This window comes from Sphingobium sp. DC-2 (genome assembly GCF_000722555.1).
GTDB lineage: Bacteria > Pseudomonadota > Alphaproteobacteria > Sphingomonadales > Sphingomonadaceae > Sphingobium > Sphingobium quisquiliarum.
Genome location: NZ_JNAC01000074.1, coordinates 20,196 through 40,256 on the forward strand (window position 1 = coordinate 20,196; position 20,061 = coordinate 40,256).

Genomic DNA, 20,061 nt, shown 5'->3' on the forward strand with positions numbered 1-20,061 from the left:
ACTTGTTCAAGACGGCACCGTCCCGTGCTGTGAGGGGAAGTCTGATTTTGGTCGTTAGTAGCGCTTGTAGACTCCCGCGGGCGGCACAGGAGCGTGTTCCCTTATCGGCGACGAAGCTTTCGCGACGCAGGACTACCGCAAGGGTTTTGGCAAGGCCAAAGTCCGGCACAAAACGCGGTCGTTTGAAGCGCAAATTCGCATGGGGGAGTGATGTTTGCCCAATATGATCCTGGATCTGCGAAATCTGCGCTGCGCGATCGCGGCGGCGGAAACTGGCAGTTTTCGACGAGCAGCAGAGATGTTGGCGTTGTCACAGTCGTCACTAAGCCGACGCATTCAGCATCTTGAGCACCGATTAGGCTTTCCCCTGTTCAGGCGAAGTCGAACTGGTGTTTCGCCCACCACCGCAGGCGCCGCATTCTTGGAACGCGCAATCGCAGGCGCCCAGCAATTAGATCTCGCCGCTCGTTACGCAGTTGCTGTCGACAGTGAGGTGGGTCAAGTTCGCGTCGGAATTGCATCATCGCGCACCGGCGGGTTGTTTGGTGATGTGCTGCGTCAGTTTAAAGCTCTATTTCCATCGGTGAACATCACCCTCACGGAAGATACGACGAGTAGGACGAGCCATCACGTGGCCATGGGAACGCTCGACGTCGCCTTCCTGATCGGAACCAACTGCAATCCCGTCTGCGAAACTCGGGTGTTATGGAGAGAAGCCATTTTAGCGGCCTTGGGGAACACTCACCGACTTTTCAATCACCAAGTCCTCACATGGCAAGACACTCGCAATGACACAATTCTATTATCCAAGGCTGAGCAAGGCTCAGAAGTTCAGCACCGGATAATCGCGAAGCTGACGCAGGGCGGGCATAGGCCGAAAATAGATATTCAGGACGTCTCAGAGGCCAGTGTGTTTGATCTCGTTGTCTCGGGATGCGGGATAACATTTGTCGATGAGTCTGCCGCCCGCCGAGTGGAAGGATTGCGTTTCATTCCGCTCGCTGGCGAATCCGACGCACTGCCAGCGTCGGCGATATGGCGCTCTGACAATGCAAATCCAGCAGTCCTCCGCCTCATAGCAGTTGCGGAAGCGGTAGGGCGTGGCGGCAGGAAGGCGTGAAAACCGACTGCGACTGTCATTGAGGTGAATGGCGGCGCGCCTTTGCAAAGCCGCGGTCGGTGGCAATGAAGCGCTGTACCATGGGCGCTATGAGTTTCGCCGGCTCGGCCACCGGCTGACCAGTCTCGCGGGCTAGGATCTCCGCATAAGCAACGAGATCGCGATGGAGCGGCGCCGGCAGTTCGACTGTGACTTTGACAGGCTTGTCTTCTGCGATCACGCCGAGTTTGAGCTTGGTCATCTCAACCTCCGTAGGGTTCGAGCACCAGGTCGCGCGTAACGATCACGCGCACTGGGAAGCCGGGTCGGATTGTCAGCGTGGGTGCGACGTTGAGCTGGCGGCGGATGATCTGCTGGCCAGCGTCATTGATCGTATCCTGGCCCCCGTTCCGGATCGCCTGGATCAGCCGGTCGTCATCGTTGGTGGCAAGCTCCGCGCCGACGCTGAGCAGCGTCGATAGCCCGGCTGCCTTGGCGAGGTCCCACCAGTGATAATCGACGCCGTCCTGCAGACCGGCGAACCCTTCAACATCGGCCCCAGGCTGCCGCTCAAGGACGATCGAGCGGCCGTTCGGGAAAATCAGCCGAGTCCAAACGAGCAGAACGCGGCTCTGACCGAACTGAACGTTGTTGTCGTATTGGCCGATGACTCGCGTACCTTGTGGCACGAGAAGGATGCGACCCGTCGGGCTGTCGTAGATGTTCTCGGTGACCTGCGCCGTGATTTGGCCTGGCATGTCGGATCTGATGCCGGTGATAAGCGCGGCCGATATAACCGCGCCGGCCTGGAGGATGTTCGGCGACGCCGGCGCAGCGACACGATCGGCCGCGACGGTGCGGCGATCCGGGGCCGCGTTGAGGAAGGCGTTCTGGCGGTCCTGCGCCGATGGCGTTGCCGGCTGAGGCGCGAGGCCAAGGCTCGCCAAGTCGGGCGTCGGCGGTGCAGCGATGGCCGGCGTTGCGGCTGAGGCTCCGGCGCGAGTCTCGGAGCCCGAGAACAGCCGGCTGGTCCTGGCCGTCTCGATTTCCTGCAATCTGCGCTGCTCTTCCGGACTGATGCCGGGATTGGGGGGGGCGATGCCGGGCGTTGGAACAGGCTGACCCCGCTCCCGTGCGCCGACGATCGGGCGGCCGAGATCGCCCGGCAGGGGCGGTCCAAGGCGAGGCACGCCGCTGTAGTCCCGCGGCAAGCCAGCGAGCCCATCGGCGGTCGAGCGGTTCTCCGTCGAGTAGAGTTCCTCGTTCGGACGGCCGCCATCACGGGTCTGAAGCGCATAGACGAGAGCACCGCCGAGTCCGACGCTGGCGACGAGGCCAATTCCCGCGAGGACCTTGCGCGATAGCCGGGTGACGCGCGGTGGCTCCGCACGCAAACGCATCGGCGCAGGCCCGACCGGCTCGCCGGTCAGCGGCTGCGTATCCTTGTCCGGGACTTCCTCATTCCAGGGCTCGTTCTCGCTCACGATGCCGGCCTCCCGTCGGTGCGGGTGATGCGGACGCGCCGCTGCCGATCGCCGGAGCCGAAGCGCAACTCGGCGGAGGCGAACAGGCGGTCGACGATCATGTGGTGGCCGCGCACGCGGTAGTTCACCAGCTCGGAGGTGTTGCCCTCGGGACCGACGACGAAGAGCGGCGGCATCTCGCCCTGACCGATGCCGCGCGGAAATTCGATGAAGACCTGGCGGCCGTCGTCAAAGGCGCGCAGCGGCCGCCACGGAGCACGGTCACCGTCGATGGCATAGCGGAAGTTGACGTTGGCGAGATCGACGCCGCTCGCCACCGGCTGGGTGGCTTGGGCCTCCGCGTTCTGCCGGCGCAGCGCGATGAGCTGGTCCTGAGGATATTGCCAGGACACCGAGGCCATATAGGTCCGCTCGGTCGAGCGAAGCTCCATATGATAGGTGCGCAGATTGGTGTTGATAACGAGGTTCGTCATCAGATCGGCGCGGGTCGGTTTCACGAGGATGTGGATCTGGCGGGTCGCGCCCGAACCACTCTCGGTATCGCCGATGATCCAGCGCACGGTGTCGCCGGCGGCGACAGGCCCCGAGCCGACAAGCTGCTCACCGGGCTGCAACGCAATGTCGGTGATCTGCCCGACGGCGGTGTACACTTGATAAAGCGCGCCCTGCGTGAAGGGATAGACCTGCATCGAGTTGATGAAGCCGTCACGCACCGGCTGGATACGCGCAGCGGCATTGGCCTGGTTGACCCTGGCCGTGGGATCGGTTGGCTCTGGCGCGCGCCGCGTCTCCGGCACACGCTGTAACTGGCCAGGCAGCGGCAGCGGCCGAGGCAGTTCGACTACCGTTACGGGCGCTGGCGGATCGACCGTCTGCACGGCTGGAGCCGCATTGTCGTAGGAGATCTCCGGTGGCGGATTTGTGGTGGCGCAGCCGGCAAGCGCGGTTGTCGCCAGCAGGACCATCGGGAATGACGCTCTGCGGAAAGCCGAGACTGCGGATATGTGTGAAGCCGGGTTTCCGGCTTTACGGAAATACGGCTTCATTGCCCAAGCTCCCGTGACCAGTTGATAGCGTTGACGTAGATGCCGAGCGGGTTCGCCCTGAGCCGGTCGGCGTTGCGTGGGACCTGCACCACGATCGTCAGGATCGCGGTCCAGCGAGTGGTCTCGGCGAGCTGGCCGTTCTCGTAGCGGCGCTCGACCCAGGCGACGCGAAAGCTGTCCGGAGACGCGCGAATGACGCTGGAGACGTCGATCGCGATCTGTTGGCGGCCGACCTTTGCAAACGGGTCATTAGACCGGGCGTAATCGTTCAGCGCCATGGCGCCGCGGTCGGTCGTGAAGTCATAGGCGCGCAGCCAGTTTTGGCGCACGATGATGGCGTCCGACGGAATCGAGCGGACCTGTTCGATGAAACGCGCCAGGTGGAAGGCGATCTGCGGATCGGTCGGACGGTAGTCCGCTTCGGCGGGTGCGACCGCCTGCGCCTGACCGAGCCGATCGACCTGCACCACCCAAGGCACGATGGTTCCGCGCGCCGACTGCACGACGAGCGCGGTGGCGAACCCCACCGAGAGGATCAGGGAGCCGAACGCCATGAGACGCCAGTTCCTGGCCTGCACGCGCGAGGCGCCGATGCGCTCGTCCCAGACCTGGGCGGCGCGTTGATACGGCGTCTCTGGCTCGGGAGCTTTGCCGTAGTGGGTCGAGGGTCGTTTGAACATCAGCGATCGCCTTCGGACAGATTGACAGAGGAGCCGCCGCCATGGGCATCGCCGGAGCGGACGGCGTGCGCGGTGGCCTGGACGGCATGGGTCATGTGCTGCGAGCGGCGCATGCGCTGTGCCCAGGCAGGGGGACCGCCGGCGTTCGCGGAGCTGGCGGCAGCGGCGCCGTCACCGGCCGCGTCACCGCCGATCGAGCCCGCGGTGGATGTGCCGCCCGTCGCTTCGAAGGCGGCCTTGCCGCCTGCGTTGAAGCTGGAGCGCATGCTTTCCGCGGCGCGCGAGGCGGCGCGGCGCAGTGGTGAGACGGCGGCGCTGCCGCCAGCGCGGGCAACGCCGCCGAGCCCGGATGCAACCCCGGCCGCGCCGGACTGACCGGCAGCGCCGAGGCTGTAGGCGGTGGATGCACCGCCAGCCATTGCCGCGCCGCCACGGGCGGCGGCGGCAGCGCCACCTGCCAGCGCGGCGCCACCCGACGCTGCGGCGCCAACGGCGCCGCCGGCCAGCGCGACCATGCCGCCTGCAGCCAGGCCCGTGCCGACTGCTGCGCCGGCGCTGAGTTGCGGGCCGCCGGAGACGAGGCCGCTCGCGATGCCCGGACCGAAGATGCCGAGGCCGAGCAGCGAGAGGGCGGCCAAAACGATCGCCATGGCTTCGTCGATGGTGGGCGTTGCGCCGCCGAAGCCGGAAGTGAACTCTGAGAACAGGGGCGATCCGATGCCGATGATGACCGCGAGCACCAACACCTTGATGCCGGAAGAGATGACGTTGCCGAGCACGCGTTCGGCCATGAAGGCCGACTTGCCGAACAGGCCGAACGGGATCAGCACGAAGCCCGCCAGCGTCGTCAGCTTGAATTCGATGAGCGTGACGAACAGCTGGATGGCGAGGATGAAGAAGGCGAGCAGGACCAGCGCCCAGGCGAGGAACATACAGGCGATCTGGATGAAGTTCTCGAAGAACGACCAATAGCCCATCAGGCTGGAGATGGAATCGAGCAGCGGCCGGCCGGCATCGAGGCCCGTCTGGGCGACCTTTCCTGGACGCATGAGGTCAGCGGTCGAGAAGCCGGTGCCGCTCGCCTTCAGGCCGAGGCCGGCGAAGCTCTCGAAGACGATCCGGGCGAGGTTGTTCCAGTTGCAGATGATGTAGGCGAAGACGCCGACGAACAGGGTCTTCTTGACCAGCCGCGCCATGATGTCGTCGTCGGCGCCCCAGCTCCAGAACAGCGCCGCCAGTGTCACGTCGATGACGATCAGCGTCGTGGCGATGAAGGCGACTTCGCCGCTGAGCAGGCCGAAGCCGCTGTCGATGTAGCGGGTGAAGACCTCGAGGAAGTGGTCGATGACGCCGGTGCCACCCATGACTTTATCGCGCCTCGTCGAGCTGCGAAGTGTTCGGTGCGGAGGGTGGCGCGGCGGGTGCGTCGGTTCGCTGCGACTGAGGAGTAAGGCCATCGCGCGGTGCAGGCGGCATGTCCGGCAACCGCTCGGCGGGACGGGCGCCGGGCGCGAGGAAGCGCTGGCGGTTCTCCGCCCAGGCACGGCGGCATTCCGGATCGCGCGGTCCCTCTTCGCCGAGCGCCTGGCAGCGGATCAATGCGTCCCGCAGGGGATCGGTCGGCGCCTCTGCGGCGCGGCCAGACGGCCAGGTCTCGGGCGCTTCCTCTTTCCGGGTCATCTCGATCGCGGTCGCGGTGACCGCGACAGCGACGAACACGACAGCGCCGAGTCGGGCGAGCATCTTCCCGTCCATCGCCGTGCCCTCAGTTGCCGTTCGGGAACATGCGGGCGTTGCCCGGTTGGTAGCCGCTGCCCGGTGTGAGGAAGCGGCGGCGCTGTTCTCGGCCTTGCTCGGCCGCTGCGGCCCGCTCGGCCTCGGACAAGCTCTGGGCGCGGCCATTGGCGGCGACGACGGCGGTAAGGTCGGCAAGCTGCTGCGCCTGGAGCGCCAGGAGCTGATTGCCTGCCTGTGTCGCCTGCAAGGCGCCCGTCGCGCCCTGGCTCTGGCCGACCAGCGCCGACATCTCGCTGCGGTTGGTGTCGATGTTGCCGACGACGCCGGCCTGCACGCGCATGGCATCCTGCAAGCCGCCGACGGTGTTCTGCCAGCGCTCGCGCGCCTGCGTCACGAGCGCCTGATCGGAGGCCGACATCGAGGCGTCGCCGTATGTGGTCTGGAACGCACGGTCGATCTGCTGGACGTTAAGCGCGATCCCCTGCGCCTGTTGCAGAAGCTGCTGCGTGCGCTGGACGGATTGCTGAAGCTGCTGGAGCGAGGAGTACGGCAAGCTCGCCAGGTTGCGGGCCTGATTGATCAGCATGGTCGCTTCATTCTGAAGCTGGGTGATCTGCTGATTGACCTGCTGGAGCGTGCGCGCCGCCGTCAGCACGTTCTGCGCATAGTTGGTCGGGTCGTAGACGATCCATTGCGCGGCGGCGGGCGGCGTGAGGACGGGAGACAGAGCAAGCGGGGCTGCAAGAATTGCGGCCGTCATGCGCAGAGTCCGCGCGCGGTTTTGAAGGAAACGGGTCATGGGCGTACCTCCGGTTCGCTTTTGGGGATAACATTGGTGAGGCCGGCGATGAGATCTGCAGCCCAGTCGAGCCGGTTCGCCGCGAGCCACTCGCGCAGGAACCCGTCCGTGCCGCTGCGGGCATGAATATCGGCTATCATCGCCTGATGCTGTTTGGATGAGGCCGCGCACAGCGCCAGGGCCACGTCCGACAGGCCCAGCTCGAACAGCCGATTGCCGCGCCGGGACTGGCAGTAGTAGTCGCGCTTCGGCATTGCGCGCGCCAGGATCTCGATCTGCCGGTCGTTGAGACCAAAGCGTCGATAGATGGCGGTGATCTGTGGCTCGATCGCGCGCTCGTTCGGCAGGAGGATGCGCGTCTGGCAGCTCTCGATGATCGCCGGCGCAATTGCCGAGCCATCGATGTCGGAGAGCGACTGCGTGGCGAAAATCACGCTGGCGTTCTTCTTGCGCAGCGTCTTCAGCCATTCGCGAAGCTGTCCGGCGAAGCCCTCATCGTCGAGGGCGAGCCAGCCTTCGTCGACGATGAGGAGCGTCGGCCGGCCGTCGAGGCGGTCCTCGATGCGGTGGAAGAGATAGGCGAGCACGGCAGCGGCTGCGCCGGTGCCGATCAGCCCTTCGGTTTCGAATGCCTGGACGTTCGCTTCGCCAAGATGCTCGACCTCGGCGTCGAGAAGACGGCCATACGGACCACCGACACAGTAGGGCCGCAGCGCCTGCTTCAGGTCGTTCGATTGGAGCAGGACGGACAGGCCCGTCAGCGTTCGCTCGGAAACTGGTGCAGAGGCCAGCGACGAGAGGGCTGACCAGAGATGCTCCTTGACCTCGGGCGTGACGGGCACACTCTCGCGACCAAGGATCGCGATCAGCCAGTCGGAGGCCCAGGCTCGCTCGGCGACGTCGTCGATGCGGGCGAGCGGTTGGAGGGACACGCTGTCGTCGGCGCCTTTGGTCAGGCCGCCGCCGAGATCATGCCAGTCGCCACGCATGGCGAGCGCTGCCGCACGGATCGATCCGCCGAAATCGAAGGCGAAGACCTGCGACTGCGGATAGCGCCGGAACTGAAGCGCCATGAGCGCGAGCAGCACCGACTTGCCGGCGCCGGTCGGCCCGACGATTAGCGTGTGGCCGACGTCACCGACATGGATGGAAAGCCGGAACGGGGTCGAGCCTTCGGTTCTGCCGTAAAGCAGTGGGGGTGCATCGAGATGCTCGTCCCGTTCCGGTCCCGCCCACACCGCCGACAGCGGGATCATGTGGGCGAGATTCAATGTGCTGATGGGCGGCTGGCGGACATTGGCGTAGACATGCCCGGGCAGCGAGCCGAGCCACGCGTCGACGGCATTGATGGTCTCTGCCATCGCGGTGAAGTCGCGGCCCTGGATTACCTTCTCGACCAGCCGGAGCTTCTCGGCGGCGATCCGGGGATCGTCGTCCCACACCGTGATGGTCGCGGTCACATAGGCCTGGCCGGCATAGTCGGCGCCGAGCTCTTGCAAGGCCATGTCGGCGTCGGCGGCCTTGTTGGCGGCGTCCGTATCGACCAGCGCGGAGGCCTCGTTGGTCATCACCTCCTTGAGGATGGCGGCGATCGACTTGCGCTTGGCGAACCATTGCCGCCGGATCTTGGTCAGCAGCTTGGTGGCGTCGGTCTTGTCGAGGAGGATCGCCCGCGTCGACCAGCGATAGGGAAAGGCGAGCCGGTTCAGCTCGTCGAGGATGCCGGGTGTCGTCGCCGTCGGGAAACCGACGATAGTGAGGATGCGGACATGCGTGTCGCCGAGGCGGGGCTCGAGCCCGCCGGTGAGTGGCTGATCGGCGAGCAGCGCATCGAGATACATCGGCGTCTCGGGGACGCGGACGCGATGCCGTTTCGTCGAGATCGTCGAATGCAGGTAGGTGAGCGTCTCGGCGTCATCGAGCCACACGGACTCCGGCATGAAGGCGTCGATGAGATTGAGGATGCGATCGGTGCGATCGACGAAGCCGCGAAGAATCTCGTGCGCGTCAACGCCGGCGTGGTCGCGACCTTCATAGAGCCAGGTTTCGGCGCGTGCGGCGTCCTCGGCTGGCGGCAGATAGAGGAATGTGAGGAAGTAGCTGGACTCGAAATGCGCGCCCGCCTCCTCGAAGTCCGCCTTGCGTTCGGCTTCGACCAGCGCGGAGGCGCTGTCGGCGAACATGCTGGCGGGATAGGTCGCGGCGCCGTGGCGCTGCGCCTCGACAAAGATGGCCCAGCCGGAGCCGAGGCGCCGGAAGGCATTGTTCAATCGGCCGGCGACAGCCACCAGCTCGGCCGGCACGGCGCTGTCGAGATCGGGGCCGCGGAACCGGGCGGTGCGCTGAAGGCTGCCGTCCTTGTTCAGCACCACCCCTTCACCGACCAGTGCCACCCAGGGCAGGAAGTCCGCGAGGCGGGCGTTGCGGTTGCGATATTCAGCGAGATTCATCATCGGCGGCGCTCCTCAGACCGACAGGTGGCCAGGGATGCGCAGATGCTTGCGCACGACGTCGACGAACTGCGGATCGCGCTTGGCCGCCCAGACGGCGGCGAAGTGCCCTACGGCCCAAAGGCCCAGGCCGACCAACCAGAGGCGCAGGCCGAGGCCGAGTGCGGCCGCGAGCGTGCCGTTGAGGATGGCGAGCGAGCGCGGCGCGCCACCCAGGAGGATGTGCTCGGTGAGCGCCCGATGGACCGGGACCGAAAATCCGGCCACTTCGCCACCGTGATGCACTCCGTCGGCCATCAGACGAGCGCTCCGCCGCCGAAGGAGAAGAAGGACAGGAAGAAGCTCGATGCGGCGAAGGCGATCGACAGGCCGAACACGATCTGGATCAGGCGTCGCGCCCCGCCCGACGTGTCGCCGAACGCGAGGGTAAGGCCGGTGATGATGATGATCATCACCGCGATGATCTTGGCGACCGGCCCCTCGATGGATTCGAGGATCGACTGGAGTGGGGCTTCCCATGGCATCGACGAGCCCGACGCATGGGCGGCCGGCGACAGCGCGAGCGAGAGGAAGGTGACGGACACCGCCGTTGCGATGTGGCGGCGGATGCGCAAGGCATGCTTGATCATGACGGGTCTCCTGTGAGGGGCTGGCTTGCGGGGGTGACGCGGTAGTCGCCGTCGGGGCCGAGGCCCTCGACGCGGGCGAGTTCGGCGAGGCGCCGCGAGGAGCCGCGGCCGGAGAGCACGGCGACCAGATCGATCGTCTCTGCGATCAGCGCGCGCGGAACGGTGACGACGGCTTCCTGGATGAGCTGTTCGAGACGGCGCAGCGCGCCGATGGCGGTGCCCGCATGGATGGTGCCGACACCGCCGGGGTGGCCGGTGCCCCATGCCTTCAACAGGTCGAGCGCCTCGGCGCCCCGAACCTCACCGATCGGGATTCGGTCCGGTCGAAAGCGCAGCGAGGATCGGACCAGTTCTGAAAGGGTAATGACGCCGTCCTTGGTCCGCATAGCGACAAGGTTCGGCGCGGTGCATTGCAGCTCGCGCGTGTCCTCGATGACGATGACCCGGTCCGAGGTCTTCGCGATCTCGGCGAGAAGCGCATTGGTGAGCGTGGTCTTGCCGGTGGAGGTGCCACCGGCGACGAGGATGTTGCGTCGCTCGCCGACGGCGACACGCAAGGCCTCGGCCTGGCCCGCCTGCATGATGCCGGCGGCGACATAGTCGTCGAGCGTGAACACCGCGACGGCGGGTTTGCGGATCGCGAAGGCCGGTGCGGACACGACGGGCGGCAACAACCCCTCGAACCGCTCCCCCGTTTCGGGCAGCTCGGCCGAGACACGCGGCGCGCCGGGATGAACCTCGGCCCCTACATGATGGGCGACGAGGCGGACTATCCGCTCGCCATCGGCTGGCGAGAGGCGTTCACCCGTGTCGGAAAGGCCTTCCGACAGCCGGTCGACCCAGAGCCGCCCATCGGGGTTGAGCATCACCTCGACGATCGCGGGATCTTCCAGAAACGTGGCGATCGCCGGCCCGAGGGCCGTGCGCAGCATCCGCGCACCGCGAAGTATCGCCTCCGATTTCTGTTGAGTTGCCGCCACGTCGTCCCCGTTCTCTTGCGGGTCCGCGATGCGCGGCCCTGGATCGGGGATGAGTAGAAGAGGCAGAATTCATGGCCTGACAACAACCATCATGTGGTCGTCGTACTGTGGCGTACAAAGACAGGGAAACGGCGGAATGGCCGAATACTTGTGATGGGTGGATCAGTGATTATTCCGCGTCGCGCGCGGGCGAGATGTCTTCCGAAATTTCCTGCCTGAGCTTCGGCCCCTGCGCGAGTCGACGGCCAAGCGCGGTGACGAAGGCCTCATAGCGTTCGCCCGCCTTGGCGCGTGCCGCGATCTGCGCCGGCTCGGGGAGCGGCGGGTTGGAGGTCAGCCAGAAGCGGATGAACACGGCGAGCGTCTCGACAGATATGCCGAGGTCGCGCTCCATGCGCGCCATGCGCCGGTCGAGCTGATCGAGGCGCTTCGTGGTTGCTGCCTCCTGCCGCTCGGCGGCGTCTGGCGACAGAAAGGAGGCGATACCGGCTTCGGCGACCAGGGAGAGGGACAGGTCGCGGCGCGCGGCGTGGGCGGCGAGCGCCTTCATCACGTCAGGGTCGAGATAGACGGACAGCCGTTGCTTCTTCGGAGGCTTGGTCACCGGCGCCTCCTACAATTCGATGCCGTCGCCCGGATCAAGCGAAGCCTGTCGGGCGACCTGGCGCATGGTCTGGGTCATGCGGCTGAGGCGGGCGGCATCCTCTTCGACGTCATCGCGAGGATCGATCTCGAATTCGTTTTCGATGACGGGCTTGCGCTCGACGGTCTTGGTGCGGCTCAGCTCGGGCTGATGACGGCGCTCGGAATCCGTCGGATCGTCGTCAGCTACGTCATCCACGGCGACGGGCGTGTTCAGCACCGGGCGTTCGGGCAAAACCAGCGCGCTCCAGTCGTCTGTCCTTGCGCTCGCCGGCTTGGTCTGGCCGGGCGGCGTGAGGATGCGTTCCTGAAAGCGCCGGTCCTCGTAGTATCGGGCCTTCTTGGCGCGGATCGGTGGGATGCCGGCGACCATGACGATCTCGTCGGACGGCGGGAGCTGCATGATCTCGCCCGGCGTGAGCAGTTGCCGGGCGGTCTCCGAGCGCGACACCATCATGTGGCCAAGCCAGGGAGAGAGCCGGTGGCCGGCATAGTTCTTCATGGCCTTCATCTCGGTGGCGGTGCCGAGCGCATCGGAAACGCGCTTGGCGGTCCGCTCGTCGTTGGTCGCGAAGCTCACGCGGACATGGCAGTTGTCGAGAATTGAATTGTTCGGGCCGTAGGCCTTCTCGATCTGGTTCAGAGACTGGGCGATGAGGAATGCTTTCAGGCCGTAACCTGCCATGAAGGCGAGCGCGCTCTCGAAGAAGTCGAGCCGGCCCAGCGCGGGAAACTCGTCCAGCATGAGCAGCAGGCGGTGACGGTTGCCCTTCGCCTGCAAATCCTCGGTCAACCGGCGACCGATCTGGTTGAGGATCAGGCGGATCAAGGGCTTTGTCCGGTTGATGTCAGATGGCGGCACCACGAGGTAGAGCGTGGTCGGATGCTTGCCGCCGACCATATCGGCGATGCGCCAGTCGCAGCGGCGGGTGACCTCGGCGACGACGGGATCGCGATAGAGGCCCAGGAACGACATCGCGGTCGACAGCACGCCGGACCGCTCGTTGTCGGACTTGTTCAGCAGCTCGCGGGCGGCGCTGGCGATCACCGGATGCGGGCCGGCCTCGCCGAGATGCGCGGTCTTCATCATTGCCGCGAGTGTCGACTCGATCGGCCGCTTCGGATCGGAGAGGACGGCGGCGACGCCAGCCAGGGTCTTGTCGGCCTCGGCGTAGAGGACGTGCAGGATCGCGCCGACCAAAAGCGCGTGGGACGTCTTCTCCCAGTGGTTGCGTTTCTCGAGCGAGCCTTCCGGATCGACCAAAATGTCCGCGATGTTCTGCACGTCGCGGACCTCCCATTCGCCGCGCCGCACCTCGAGCAGCGGGTTGTAGGCGGCCGACTTTGCGTTCGTCGGATCGAACAGCAGCACGCGGCCGTGTCGAGCACGGTAGCCGGCGGTGAGCATCCAGTTCTCGCCCTTGATGTCGTGGACGATCGCCGAGCCCGGCCAGGTCAAGAGCGAGGGTACGACCAGACCCACGCCTTTGCCGGAGCGGGTCGGCGCGAAGCAGAGCACATGCTCCGGGCCGTCATGGCGCAGATAGTCGCGCTCATGCTTGCCGAGCACGACGCCATCCGGACCGAGCAGGCCCGCGGCCTTCACCTCTTCCGGCCGTGCCCAGCGGGCGGAGCCATAGGTCTCGACGTTCTTCGCTTCGCGCGCCCGCCACACCGACATGCCGATGGCGACGGCGATCGAGATGAAGCCGCCCGACGCGGCGATATAGGCGCCCTCGACAAAGATCGGCGGGGCATAGGCATCGTAGAAATACCACCACCAGAAGAAGGCGGGCGGATAGTAGATCGGCCATCCGGCGATCTCGAACCACGGCTGCCCAAGCTGAGCTTGGAAGCCGAGACGGTAGGCTGTCCATTGCGTCGCGCCCCAGGTCGTCATCAGCACGATCAGGAAGACGGTGAGGATCTGGCCCCAGAGGATTTTCGTCGCCGACATGGCGGGTACTCCTTTCTTGGTTGGGCTACATGCCGAGGCCGCGATTGCGGCCGAAGCTCCAGTCGACGCCGCCGGCTCCGCGCGAGACGCCGGAGACGTGCTGGCCGAGCTGACGTTCGAGGGAGGGCGACCAGGGCACGAGCTGGAAGCCGAGGCCGTCGTCGATCATGGCGAAGCGGCCGGAGGCGAGCGCGAAGCGCTGCCGATAGGTACCCGCCACATACTCGCCCGTTCCGGCCTTCGCGAATTGGCGGCCGGTCTCGGCCGCGAGCTTCTCGCCGAGCGCCTCGACCTCGCGTTGACGGAGCGTGTCGATCAGTCCCCGCGAGAAGCTGACGCCACGTGTCTGGCGCTCGGCGAGCCCCTGGTTGATGAGATGTTCGGCGCGCCGGTCCATCGCCTGGCGCACCTCGGCGCCGAAGCCGCCGCCGCCGAGTGCGACGGGCTCACGGGCGATCGCCTGACGGTCGAGCCAGGTGGCGCCGGTCGCGTGAACTTGCCGTTCAATGTCGAGATCGGAGCGGACGGCAAGCGCCACGCGCCGACGGCCCTGGGCGTCGTCGAACTTGCGCAATTCGACGATCGACCCCGGCGCGCTGTCACCGGCGGCGTCGAGATCGGGCAGCTTGATGTGGTGGGTGCGCCCATCCGTGCCGTCGACCACGGCATAGGCCGTGCCCTTCAGCTCGTCGTCGAGCCCGCGATCGACCAACCGGCCAATGACAGGATCGTCGATACTCTCGCCGGCAAGCACATAGCTCGCTGCGCCGCGCTCGATGCCGCGTTCAGTGAGGCTGCGGTGGATGCGCTTGATAATGTCGCCACGCTCGCCGAGCGCGCGCAGGGTCTTCTCGGCGTTCTCCGATACGACCCACTGACCGGGGCCGACCTGATCGGCAAGGCCGAGTGTTTCCAGCTTCCGCAGCCGGCCGACCTTCATCGCGTGGAATTCGTCCGGCTGGCGATCGGGATGCGGGGCGAGGTCGGCGACGCCCGTGCGATAGCTGTCGCGGGCGATCTGACGATCGAGATCGGTCCAGCGCTCCGCGCCGATCTGCCGTTCGAGGTTGCGACGGATCTCGTGATCCGTTCGCGGACCCAGCTCCTGGGTGACGAGATCCTGCGCGCGAGCGCGCATTCCCTCCTTTATGTAATCGCGGGAAATGACGAGGTCCTGGCCGTCGTCGGTCCGGCCCCGCAGGATGATGTGGACATGAGGATTGTCGGTGTTCCAGTGATCGACGCCGACCCAGTCGAGCTTCGTGCCGAGGTCTTTCTCCATCTGCCCCATCAGCTCGCGGGCGAAGCCTTTGAGGTCGGACATCTCGGTCGCGTCCTCTGGCGAGACGATGAACCGGAAATGATGTCGGTCGTCCTGGGTCCGCTCGGCGAACGCCTTCGGATCGACGTCCTCGGTCTCCGGCCCGAACAGCCGCGCCTTCTCTCCATCCCGGGTGACGCCCTCGCGTCGCAGATAGCTGAGGTGGGCGCTGAGCGGCGCTGAACGGGCGGTATGGCGCACGACGCGCGTCTTGATCACCGTGTTGCGCGATCGGCTCGTGAGCAGCCGATTGGCCTGCACGGTCGCGCGCTGGCCGCGTCCGAACCGCGAGCGATTGCCCTTGCTGATCTGGCCGGAGCGTGAGACGCGTCCGCCGGCCCGCTGCGCGGCCGCGAGCGCCTGGGCGATGAAGGGGCGGGCAGCTTGAGCGCGGGTGGAGCGGATGCGGCCAGGCCGGATGCGGAAATCGTCCTCGTCGCTCATGGTCGAGGCCCCGCACATCGCGCAATCGCGCGGTAATCCTTGGCGAAATGGCGAATGCGCAGGCTGCGCCGATCAGGCGCACCTCGCGCCAATGCGCCATAAGCCTCTGAAAACACACGACCGCACCAAGCCGCGCATCGCCGGCTTTTATCTCGCCATCGTTCGGTTGTGCTGCCTGCTCTTCCCGCCTCTGACGCCAATTCCACGCCAGAGCCCGACAATGCCGCATGGAGTGCGAAGCCGATCATCGCGGCCCTCCAACGATGGATCGCGCCACGAACAGCCCTTCCGATCGCGGTGCTGGCAGTACCGGATCGCGCGCGGACTCCTGCGCAGAGGGTGCAGCCGGATCGCCGTGCCGCTGCCGCTGGACTGCACCAGCGCTGCTATCGGCCTGCACGATAAAGAGCGGCGCGCGGGTCCAGGCGAACGGATCGGCGGTCGCCACCGTGACGGGGGCAGCGAGATCGCCGCCGCCGATGATTGGCGCGAGAGCGGCGACATAGGCGCGCGTTTCCGCCGGCAATGGGCGCCCAGTCGCGCGATATTCCTCGTAGCGGCCGGGACCGGCATTGTAGGCCGCCAAAAAACCCGGCGAGCCGTAGCGATCGTGCATTTCGCGCAGATACGCCGCGCCCGCGAGGACGTTGTCGCGCGGGTCGTAGGGATCGTTACCGAGACCATGTCGAGCGCGCAGCTCGGCCCAGGTCGCGGGCATGATCTGCATCAGACCCATCGCGCCGGCCGAGGAGATCGCGCGCATGTCGCCGGCGCTTTCGACGCGCATGACCGCACGAATCCAGTGCTCGGGAACGCTGAACCGTCGTGCGGCCTCGGCGATGAAGGCGGCGTAGGGATCGACGCGAGAGGGGCGCTCGGCCGATACTGTCTGCGCATTCACGTTGGCGCAAAGTGGCGCGGCGACCAGCAGGCCGGAAAGGAGGAGGAAGGCTGTGTGCCGGACGGTGGGAAACCGTCCGACGACAGCGTGATGGCGGCGGGGCGACATCGTTCAGTTCCGCTCGCCGCGCTTGGGCGGGCGGTTCCAGTGCAGGCCCCACGCCGATTTGTCGTCGGCCGACTGAAACAGGTTAGCGCGGATCGGCTGCGGAAAGCATGGATCGTCGAGCTGCAGCGCGACGTACTCTCCGGCCTTCTCCCCGGTGCGCTTCCAACCCGCGCCGAGTTCGGCTCGGGGTTCGTTGTTCATACTGTCGAAGACGTGCACGCGGAAATCCGGCCCATTCTCGGCATCGGACGGCTCGGCCGGAATGATGATGATGTCCTGGTGCAGCAGAAGCGTCTCCAAGTGGCCGATGAAGCCACCATCGTCGCGGGTGAATTGACCGATCAGGGACATGATTTCCTCCTTGGGATTGCGGTGAGGTTGGGGATGGGCACGTCGTCACCGCGTCGGCGCGTGCCAGACGAAGCGGCCATCGCCGTCCTCGTCGGTGTAGAGGGGGATGGCCCGGCCGATCGCGGCGGAGGCGGGAAGCGGGCCGAAGTAGCGGCCGTCGAGGCTGTCGCGAACTTTCCAGTTCATCAGGAAAAGCTCGCCCTTGGCAACGACGCGGCAGCCCTGCCAGACGGGCAGCGGATTGCCGCGACGATCGCGATCGAGCGCATCGCCCATCGGCACGGCGTCGACGGTGATGGCGAGGCCGGTCCTGCAAACCCGTTGGCCGGGAAGCGCAACGACGTGCTTGATCAGCGGCACGCCGCGCGGCAGGTAACCGCCCTCGGCGAGGAAGCTCGCGAGCGGCTCGGGCGGGCGCACGGCGACCAGATCGGTGACGTCCGGAGACGGGTCTGGCGCGATGGCGTAGAGGCCGATCGGCGTGCTGGCCGACGCATTCCAGATCAGCTTCGGCGCGAAGGACACGAGCGACAGGATGCCGAGCAACGACACGGCGGCCGTCGTGGTGATGGCGTAGCCGAGCCGGGTCATGCGCTGACGCTCCGCGCCATGAGGAAGGCGCGATGGCGCTGCATCGTGTAGGCGCGCGGCGTCTCTCCGGCGCTCAGGCGGTTGTGAACGTGCCGCCAGTGATCGGGCGCGACCTCAGCCGGATCGATGCCGATGGCCTCGATCGCGTCGATGAGCTGGAGCATGCGCTCCACCTTCGGCCAGCCGTTGACGCGCAGCAGGATATCGCCGCCGGGCGTCACCGTCGGGATGGTCTGGCAGGCTTCGCCGGGAGCGACCGCGCGCAAAATGTCGAGGCGAGAGAGCACGGTGCCGTGCTCGTTCGCGGCCCAGCGCACGAGCGCAAAGGTCGTGCCGGGAGGAAAGAAGAGGATACGGCGGCGGCGATCGAGGACCTGTTCGCGCACCTCGCGGCCGAAGCGGATCCAGTGCTCGATCTGCTTCTCGATCCAGACGAGTTCGACCTGGGTGATATCTTCCGGCGCGTGAAGGACGCGGTCGGCGCGCGCGGATACGGCGGCAAGGCCGGTCATGGGGCGTCTCCTTGGGATGGTGGGAATTCGCGCTCGAACAGCGCGCGCAGCATGTCGGCGACCGTCTGGCCGCGCTGGAAGGCCGCGATCTTGATCCGGCCGCGCATGTCGGCGGTGACGTCGATGGTCAGCCTGGCCGAGAAGTCGTCGGCGGGCCCGGCGCGCTGCGTCTGGCGATCGGGCGCTTTGATCCAGCTCTCCGGATCGCCTGGCCGGGACGCGAAGCCGCGCTTGGGGGATCGTTCGCTCATGCGCCGAGCCTCGCGACTTCGGCCGCGAGCGCGGCGATCTCGCGCGCGCCCTGACAATCCTCGTCCTGCTCGGCGGCGATCCGGCCGGTCTGCACGACATCGGCGAAGACGATGCGCTGACCGATGGTCGTCGCGAGCAACGGAGGGTCGTGGTCGGCGAGCGTCTCAGCGGTTTCCCGGGCGAGCACGGTGCGCGCCGCGCAGCGGTTCAGCACGAAACGGGCGGCAAGCTCTGGACGGTAGATGCGCGCTTCGTTCAGCAGCGCGAGCATTTCGGCCGACGCCCAACCGTCGAGCGGCGACGGCTGCACCGGGATCAACACGAGATCGGCGGCGAGCAGCGCCGAGCGCATCAGGCTTGCGACGCGTGGCGGCCCATCGATGACGACGTGATCGACGTCACGCGCCAGTTCCGGCGCCTCGCGATGCAGGCTGTCGCGCGCCAAGCCGACGACACCGAACAGCCGCTGCAACCCCTCCCGGCTGCGCTGCTGCGACCAGTCGAGCGCCGAGCCTTGCGGATCGGCGTCGATCAGCGTGACGCGCTGGCCGTTACGCGCCCATTCGCCCGCGAGATGCAGCGCTAGCGTCGTCTTGCCGACGCCTCCCTTCTGGTTGAGGAGCGCGACGATCATGACGGTCTCCCGGCGATCGGGGACTCGTCCACAGCGGCCGAAAAAGCGGGTTGCGTTAGAAAGATTCCGTAGGAATCTAGGTTAGATAAGTTACAGGGCTCGCAAGCTGTTGATTCAGCGCGATGAATCGGTGATTTCGGTCCCCGATAGCACGAGAGTCCGGTCCCCGATGGCACGATAGTGCCGGTCCCTGATAGCACGAGATGATTCACAGCTTATCCCCAGGTCGAGTTGTCGAGCGCCGACGGCGGCGCGGAATGCCGAGCGCGTCGGGATCGGTGGGTACGAAGGACAGGATTTCGGGGCCGCCGACGCATTGCTCGATGGTCAGGCGATAGCCCGGCAACGGCTGGCGGCGGACGATGTCGCGCAGGTCGTAGGCGAAGTGTTTGAGCGGCGAGAGGCTGCCGGACTTGGCATGGAGGTGGGGGAAGTCGAAGCTCCAGCCGAACTCCTGTTTACCGCCGTGTTTGCGCACCAGCCGGTAGAGCCAGCGCTCGAGGCCGCCGGTGAGGTCGAAGTATTTGCGGTCGATCGTCAGCACGAGCGCGTCGTCGAGCACGGCGCCGTAGAACCAGTCGGGGACGATCAGTTCGAGGCCGAGCGGACGGCCGCGATGATCGGCGCGCTCCTTCCATTCGTTGATCCAGGAGAAGCGGTGCATCCGCCGTTCGGTCGGCTGGCGGATGGAAGTCGCGACCGTGGTCGACTGCAGTCGGTCGAGCGCGGCCTTCAGCCGGTCGTAGTCGCGAAGCGACACACCGCGGCCGATGAAGTTCAGAATCTCATAGGGGGTGGTCGCCATCAGGCGCGACGGACGCAAGCCGACATCGCGCGCTTCGACGATCTGGGAGGCCGCCCAGATGAGGACATCGGCGTCCCAGATCGTGGCCATGCCATGCTCGGGCACGGCTTCTACGCGGATCTTCACCGAACCGGCCTTGAAGTCGATCGGCGCTAGCCGTTTCGACTTGGCGAGCGAGAAAAACGGATAGGCCATGAGGTCTTGCGCGTCGCGAGGTGCGAGATCGCCAGGCAGCGCCCGGAACAGATCGAGCTGCGCACGCTCCTCGCGATGGTGGGAGTGGGATGACATGGCCAGCCGTCTCAGCGCGGAAAGCGGCCGTCAGCGGTGGCCGGCGAGGTGGTCTGGCGTTTGGCCGGCAGCACGGTGCCGCCGCGCGGGTCGGAGGTTGAGGTTACGAGACCGCGATCCGCCCAGGCTAGTAGGTCATCGAGGGAATAGACGACGCGACCGCCGAGCTTCCGATAGGTCGGACCGGTGCCGTAGGTGCGGTGCTTCTCCAGCGTGCGCTCAGACAGTCCGAGGAAGCGCGCTGCCTCCTGCGTTCGCAGATAGCGTGGCGGAATATTGGCGGCTTTTTCGGCCATGGTCGAACCTCCGTGGTCTCGCGGGAGGCCGCTGCGAACGAGCGGCGGGTTG

Annotated in this window: 23 protein-coding genes; 1 reads left to right on the top strand and 22 read right to left on the bottom strand. The window is 66.4% G+C overall.

The features are described 5' to 3' along the window. Nucleotides 1-223 precede the first annotated feature (223 nt). On the top strand, nucleotides 224-1,120 hold the full coding sequence (locus tag ET21_RS27140) for a LysR family transcriptional regulator (protein ID WP_081856744.1): 897 nt from the start codon (nucleotides 224-226) through the stop codon (nucleotides 1,118-1,120). A 16-nt stretch (nucleotides 1,121-1,136) separates the two neighbouring features. Here ET21_RS27140 and ET21_RS0115660 read toward each other — a convergent pair whose 3' ends face one another. The 22 genes from ET21_RS0115660 to ET21_RS0115765 form a co-directional block, all read right to left on the bottom strand. Next, nucleotides 1,137-1,361, bottom strand: coding sequence for a DUF2274 domain-containing protein (locus ET21_RS0115660; RefSeq protein ID WP_030540418.1), 225 nt, complete (start codon nucleotides 1,359-1,361; stop codon nucleotides 1,137-1,139). A gap of 1 nt (nucleotide 1,362) precedes the next feature. Further along, the gene (locus tag ET21_RS0115665) at nucleotides 1,363-2,583 is read right to left on the bottom strand and encodes a TrbI/VirB10 family protein (RefSeq protein WP_030540419.1); all 1,221 of its coding nucleotides are present in this window, start codon (nucleotides 2,581-2,583) and stop codon (nucleotides 1,363-1,365) included. Next, entirely contained in the window at nucleotides 2,580-3,629 is a 1,050-nt protein-coding gene (trbG, locus tag ET21_RS0115670; protein ID WP_030540420.1) for a P-type conjugative transfer protein TrbG, read from the bottom strand. The genes ET21_RS0115665 and trbG overlap by 4 nt, the downstream gene beginning before the upstream one ends. Beyond that, nucleotides 3,626-4,309 (bottom strand): conjugal transfer protein TrbF, encoded by a 684-nt coding sequence (gene trbF, locus ET21_RS0115675; RefSeq protein WP_030540421.1) that lies wholly within the window; start codon nucleotides 4,307-4,309, stop codon nucleotides 3,626-3,628. Before trbF ends, trbG begins: the two co-directional genes overlap by 4 nt. Beyond that, complete coding sequence (trbL, locus tag ET21_RS0115680) at nucleotides 4,309-5,673, bottom strand: P-type conjugative transfer protein TrbL (RefSeq protein ID WP_030540422.1); 1,365 nt, start codon at nucleotides 5,671-5,673, stop codon at nucleotides 4,309-4,311. The genes trbF and trbL overlap by 1 nt, the downstream gene beginning before the upstream one ends. 4 nt (nucleotides 5,674-5,677) lie before the next feature. After that, on the bottom strand, nucleotides 5,678-6,064 hold the full coding sequence (gene trbK-alt / locus ET21_RS0115685) for a putative entry exclusion protein TrbK-alt (RefSeq protein ID WP_030540423.1): 387 nt from the start codon (nucleotides 6,062-6,064) through the stop codon (nucleotides 5,678-5,680). 10 nt (nucleotides 6,065-6,074) lie between these two features. After that, nucleotides 6,075-6,845, bottom strand: coding sequence for a P-type conjugative transfer protein TrbJ (trbJ, locus tag ET21_RS0115690; protein WP_030540424.1), 771 nt, complete (start codon nucleotides 6,843-6,845; stop codon nucleotides 6,075-6,077). After that, entirely contained in the window at nucleotides 6,842-9,298 is a 2,457-nt protein-coding gene (trbE, locus tag ET21_RS0115695) for a conjugal transfer protein TrbE (protein ID WP_030540425.1), read from the bottom strand. The genes trbJ and trbE overlap by 4 nt, the downstream gene beginning before the upstream one ends. Before the next feature lie 12 nt (nucleotides 9,299-9,310). Next, a complete protein-coding gene (locus ET21_RS0115700; protein WP_030540426.1) occupies nucleotides 9,311-9,592 on the bottom strand; it encodes a VirB3 family type IV secretion system protein in 282 nt (93 codons plus the stop codon). Then, nucleotides 9,592-9,924, bottom strand: coding sequence for a TrbC/VirB2 family protein (locus tag ET21_RS0115705; protein ID WP_030540427.1), 333 nt, complete (start codon nucleotides 9,922-9,924; stop codon nucleotides 9,592-9,594). The genes ET21_RS0115700 and ET21_RS0115705 overlap by 1 nt, the downstream gene beginning before the upstream one ends. Then, nucleotides 9,921-10,904, bottom strand: coding sequence for a P-type conjugative transfer ATPase TrbB (trbB, locus tag ET21_RS0115710; RefSeq protein ID WP_030540428.1), 984 nt, complete (start codon nucleotides 10,902-10,904; stop codon nucleotides 9,921-9,923). Before trbB ends, ET21_RS0115705 begins: the two co-directional genes overlap by 4 nt. 169 nt (nucleotides 10,905-11,073) lie before the next feature. Then, the gene (locus ET21_RS0115715; protein WP_030540429.1) at nucleotides 11,074-11,508 is read right to left on the bottom strand and encodes a hypothetical protein; all 435 of its coding nucleotides are present in this window, start codon (nucleotides 11,506-11,508) and stop codon (nucleotides 11,074-11,076) included. A 9-nt stretch (nucleotides 11,509-11,517) separates the two neighbouring features. Continuing rightward, the gene (locus ET21_RS0115720; RefSeq protein ID WP_030540430.1) at nucleotides 11,518-13,503 is read right to left on the bottom strand and encodes a conjugal transfer protein TraG; all 1,986 of its coding nucleotides are present in this window, start codon (nucleotides 13,501-13,503) and stop codon (nucleotides 11,518-11,520) included. A gap of 25 nt (nucleotides 13,504-13,528) precedes the next feature. Next, on the bottom strand, nucleotides 13,529-15,268 hold the full coding sequence (locus ET21_RS0115725; RefSeq protein ID WP_030540431.1) for a VirD2 family relaxase/mobilization nuclease: 1,740 nt from the start codon (nucleotides 15,266-15,268) through the stop codon (nucleotides 13,529-13,531). Nucleotides 15,269-15,512: 244 nt separating this feature from the next. Beyond that, on the bottom strand, nucleotides 15,513-16,277 hold the full coding sequence (locus tag ET21_RS0115730) for a lytic transglycosylase domain-containing protein (RefSeq protein ID WP_030540432.1): 765 nt from the start codon (nucleotides 16,275-16,277) through the stop codon (nucleotides 15,513-15,515). Nucleotides 16,278-16,280: 3 nt separating this feature from the next. Beyond that, nucleotides 16,281-16,628 carry a DUF736 domain-containing protein gene (locus tag ET21_RS0115735; RefSeq protein WP_030540433.1) on the bottom strand — a complete coding sequence of 116 codons (348 nt, stop codon included), beginning with the start codon at nucleotides 16,626-16,628 and terminating at the stop codon, nucleotides 16,281-16,283. A 45-nt stretch (nucleotides 16,629-16,673) separates the two neighbouring features. Beyond that, a complete protein-coding gene (locus ET21_RS0115740) occupies nucleotides 16,674-17,219 on the bottom strand; it encodes a S26 family signal peptidase (RefSeq protein ID WP_030540434.1) in 546 nt (181 codons plus the stop codon). Continuing rightward, complete coding sequence (locus ET21_RS0115745) at nucleotides 17,216-17,731, bottom strand: DUF2840 domain-containing protein (protein WP_030540435.1); 516 nt, start codon at nucleotides 17,729-17,731, stop codon at nucleotides 17,216-17,218. Before ET21_RS0115745 ends, ET21_RS0115740 begins: the two co-directional genes overlap by 4 nt. After that, nucleotides 17,728-17,982, bottom strand: coding sequence for a hypothetical protein (locus ET21_RS0115750; protein ID WP_030540436.1), 255 nt, complete (start codon nucleotides 17,980-17,982; stop codon nucleotides 17,728-17,730). The genes ET21_RS0115745 and ET21_RS0115750 overlap by 4 nt, the downstream gene beginning before the upstream one ends. Beyond that, complete coding sequence (gene parA, locus ET21_RS0115755) at nucleotides 17,979-18,617, bottom strand: ParA family partition ATPase (RefSeq protein ID WP_030540437.1); 639 nt, start codon at nucleotides 18,615-18,617, stop codon at nucleotides 17,979-17,981. Before parA ends, ET21_RS0115750 begins: the two co-directional genes overlap by 4 nt. A gap of 208 nt (nucleotides 18,618-18,825) precedes the next feature. Beyond that, entirely contained in the window at nucleotides 18,826-19,713 is an 888-nt protein-coding gene (locus ET21_RS0115760) for a replication initiator protein A (RefSeq protein WP_030540438.1), read from the bottom strand. A gap of 11 nt (nucleotides 19,714-19,724) precedes the next feature. Continuing rightward, entirely contained in the window at nucleotides 19,725-20,009 is a 285-nt protein-coding gene (locus tag ET21_RS0115765; RefSeq protein WP_030540439.1) for an AlpA family transcriptional regulator, read from the bottom strand. Nucleotides 20,010-20,061 lie beyond the last annotated feature (52 nt).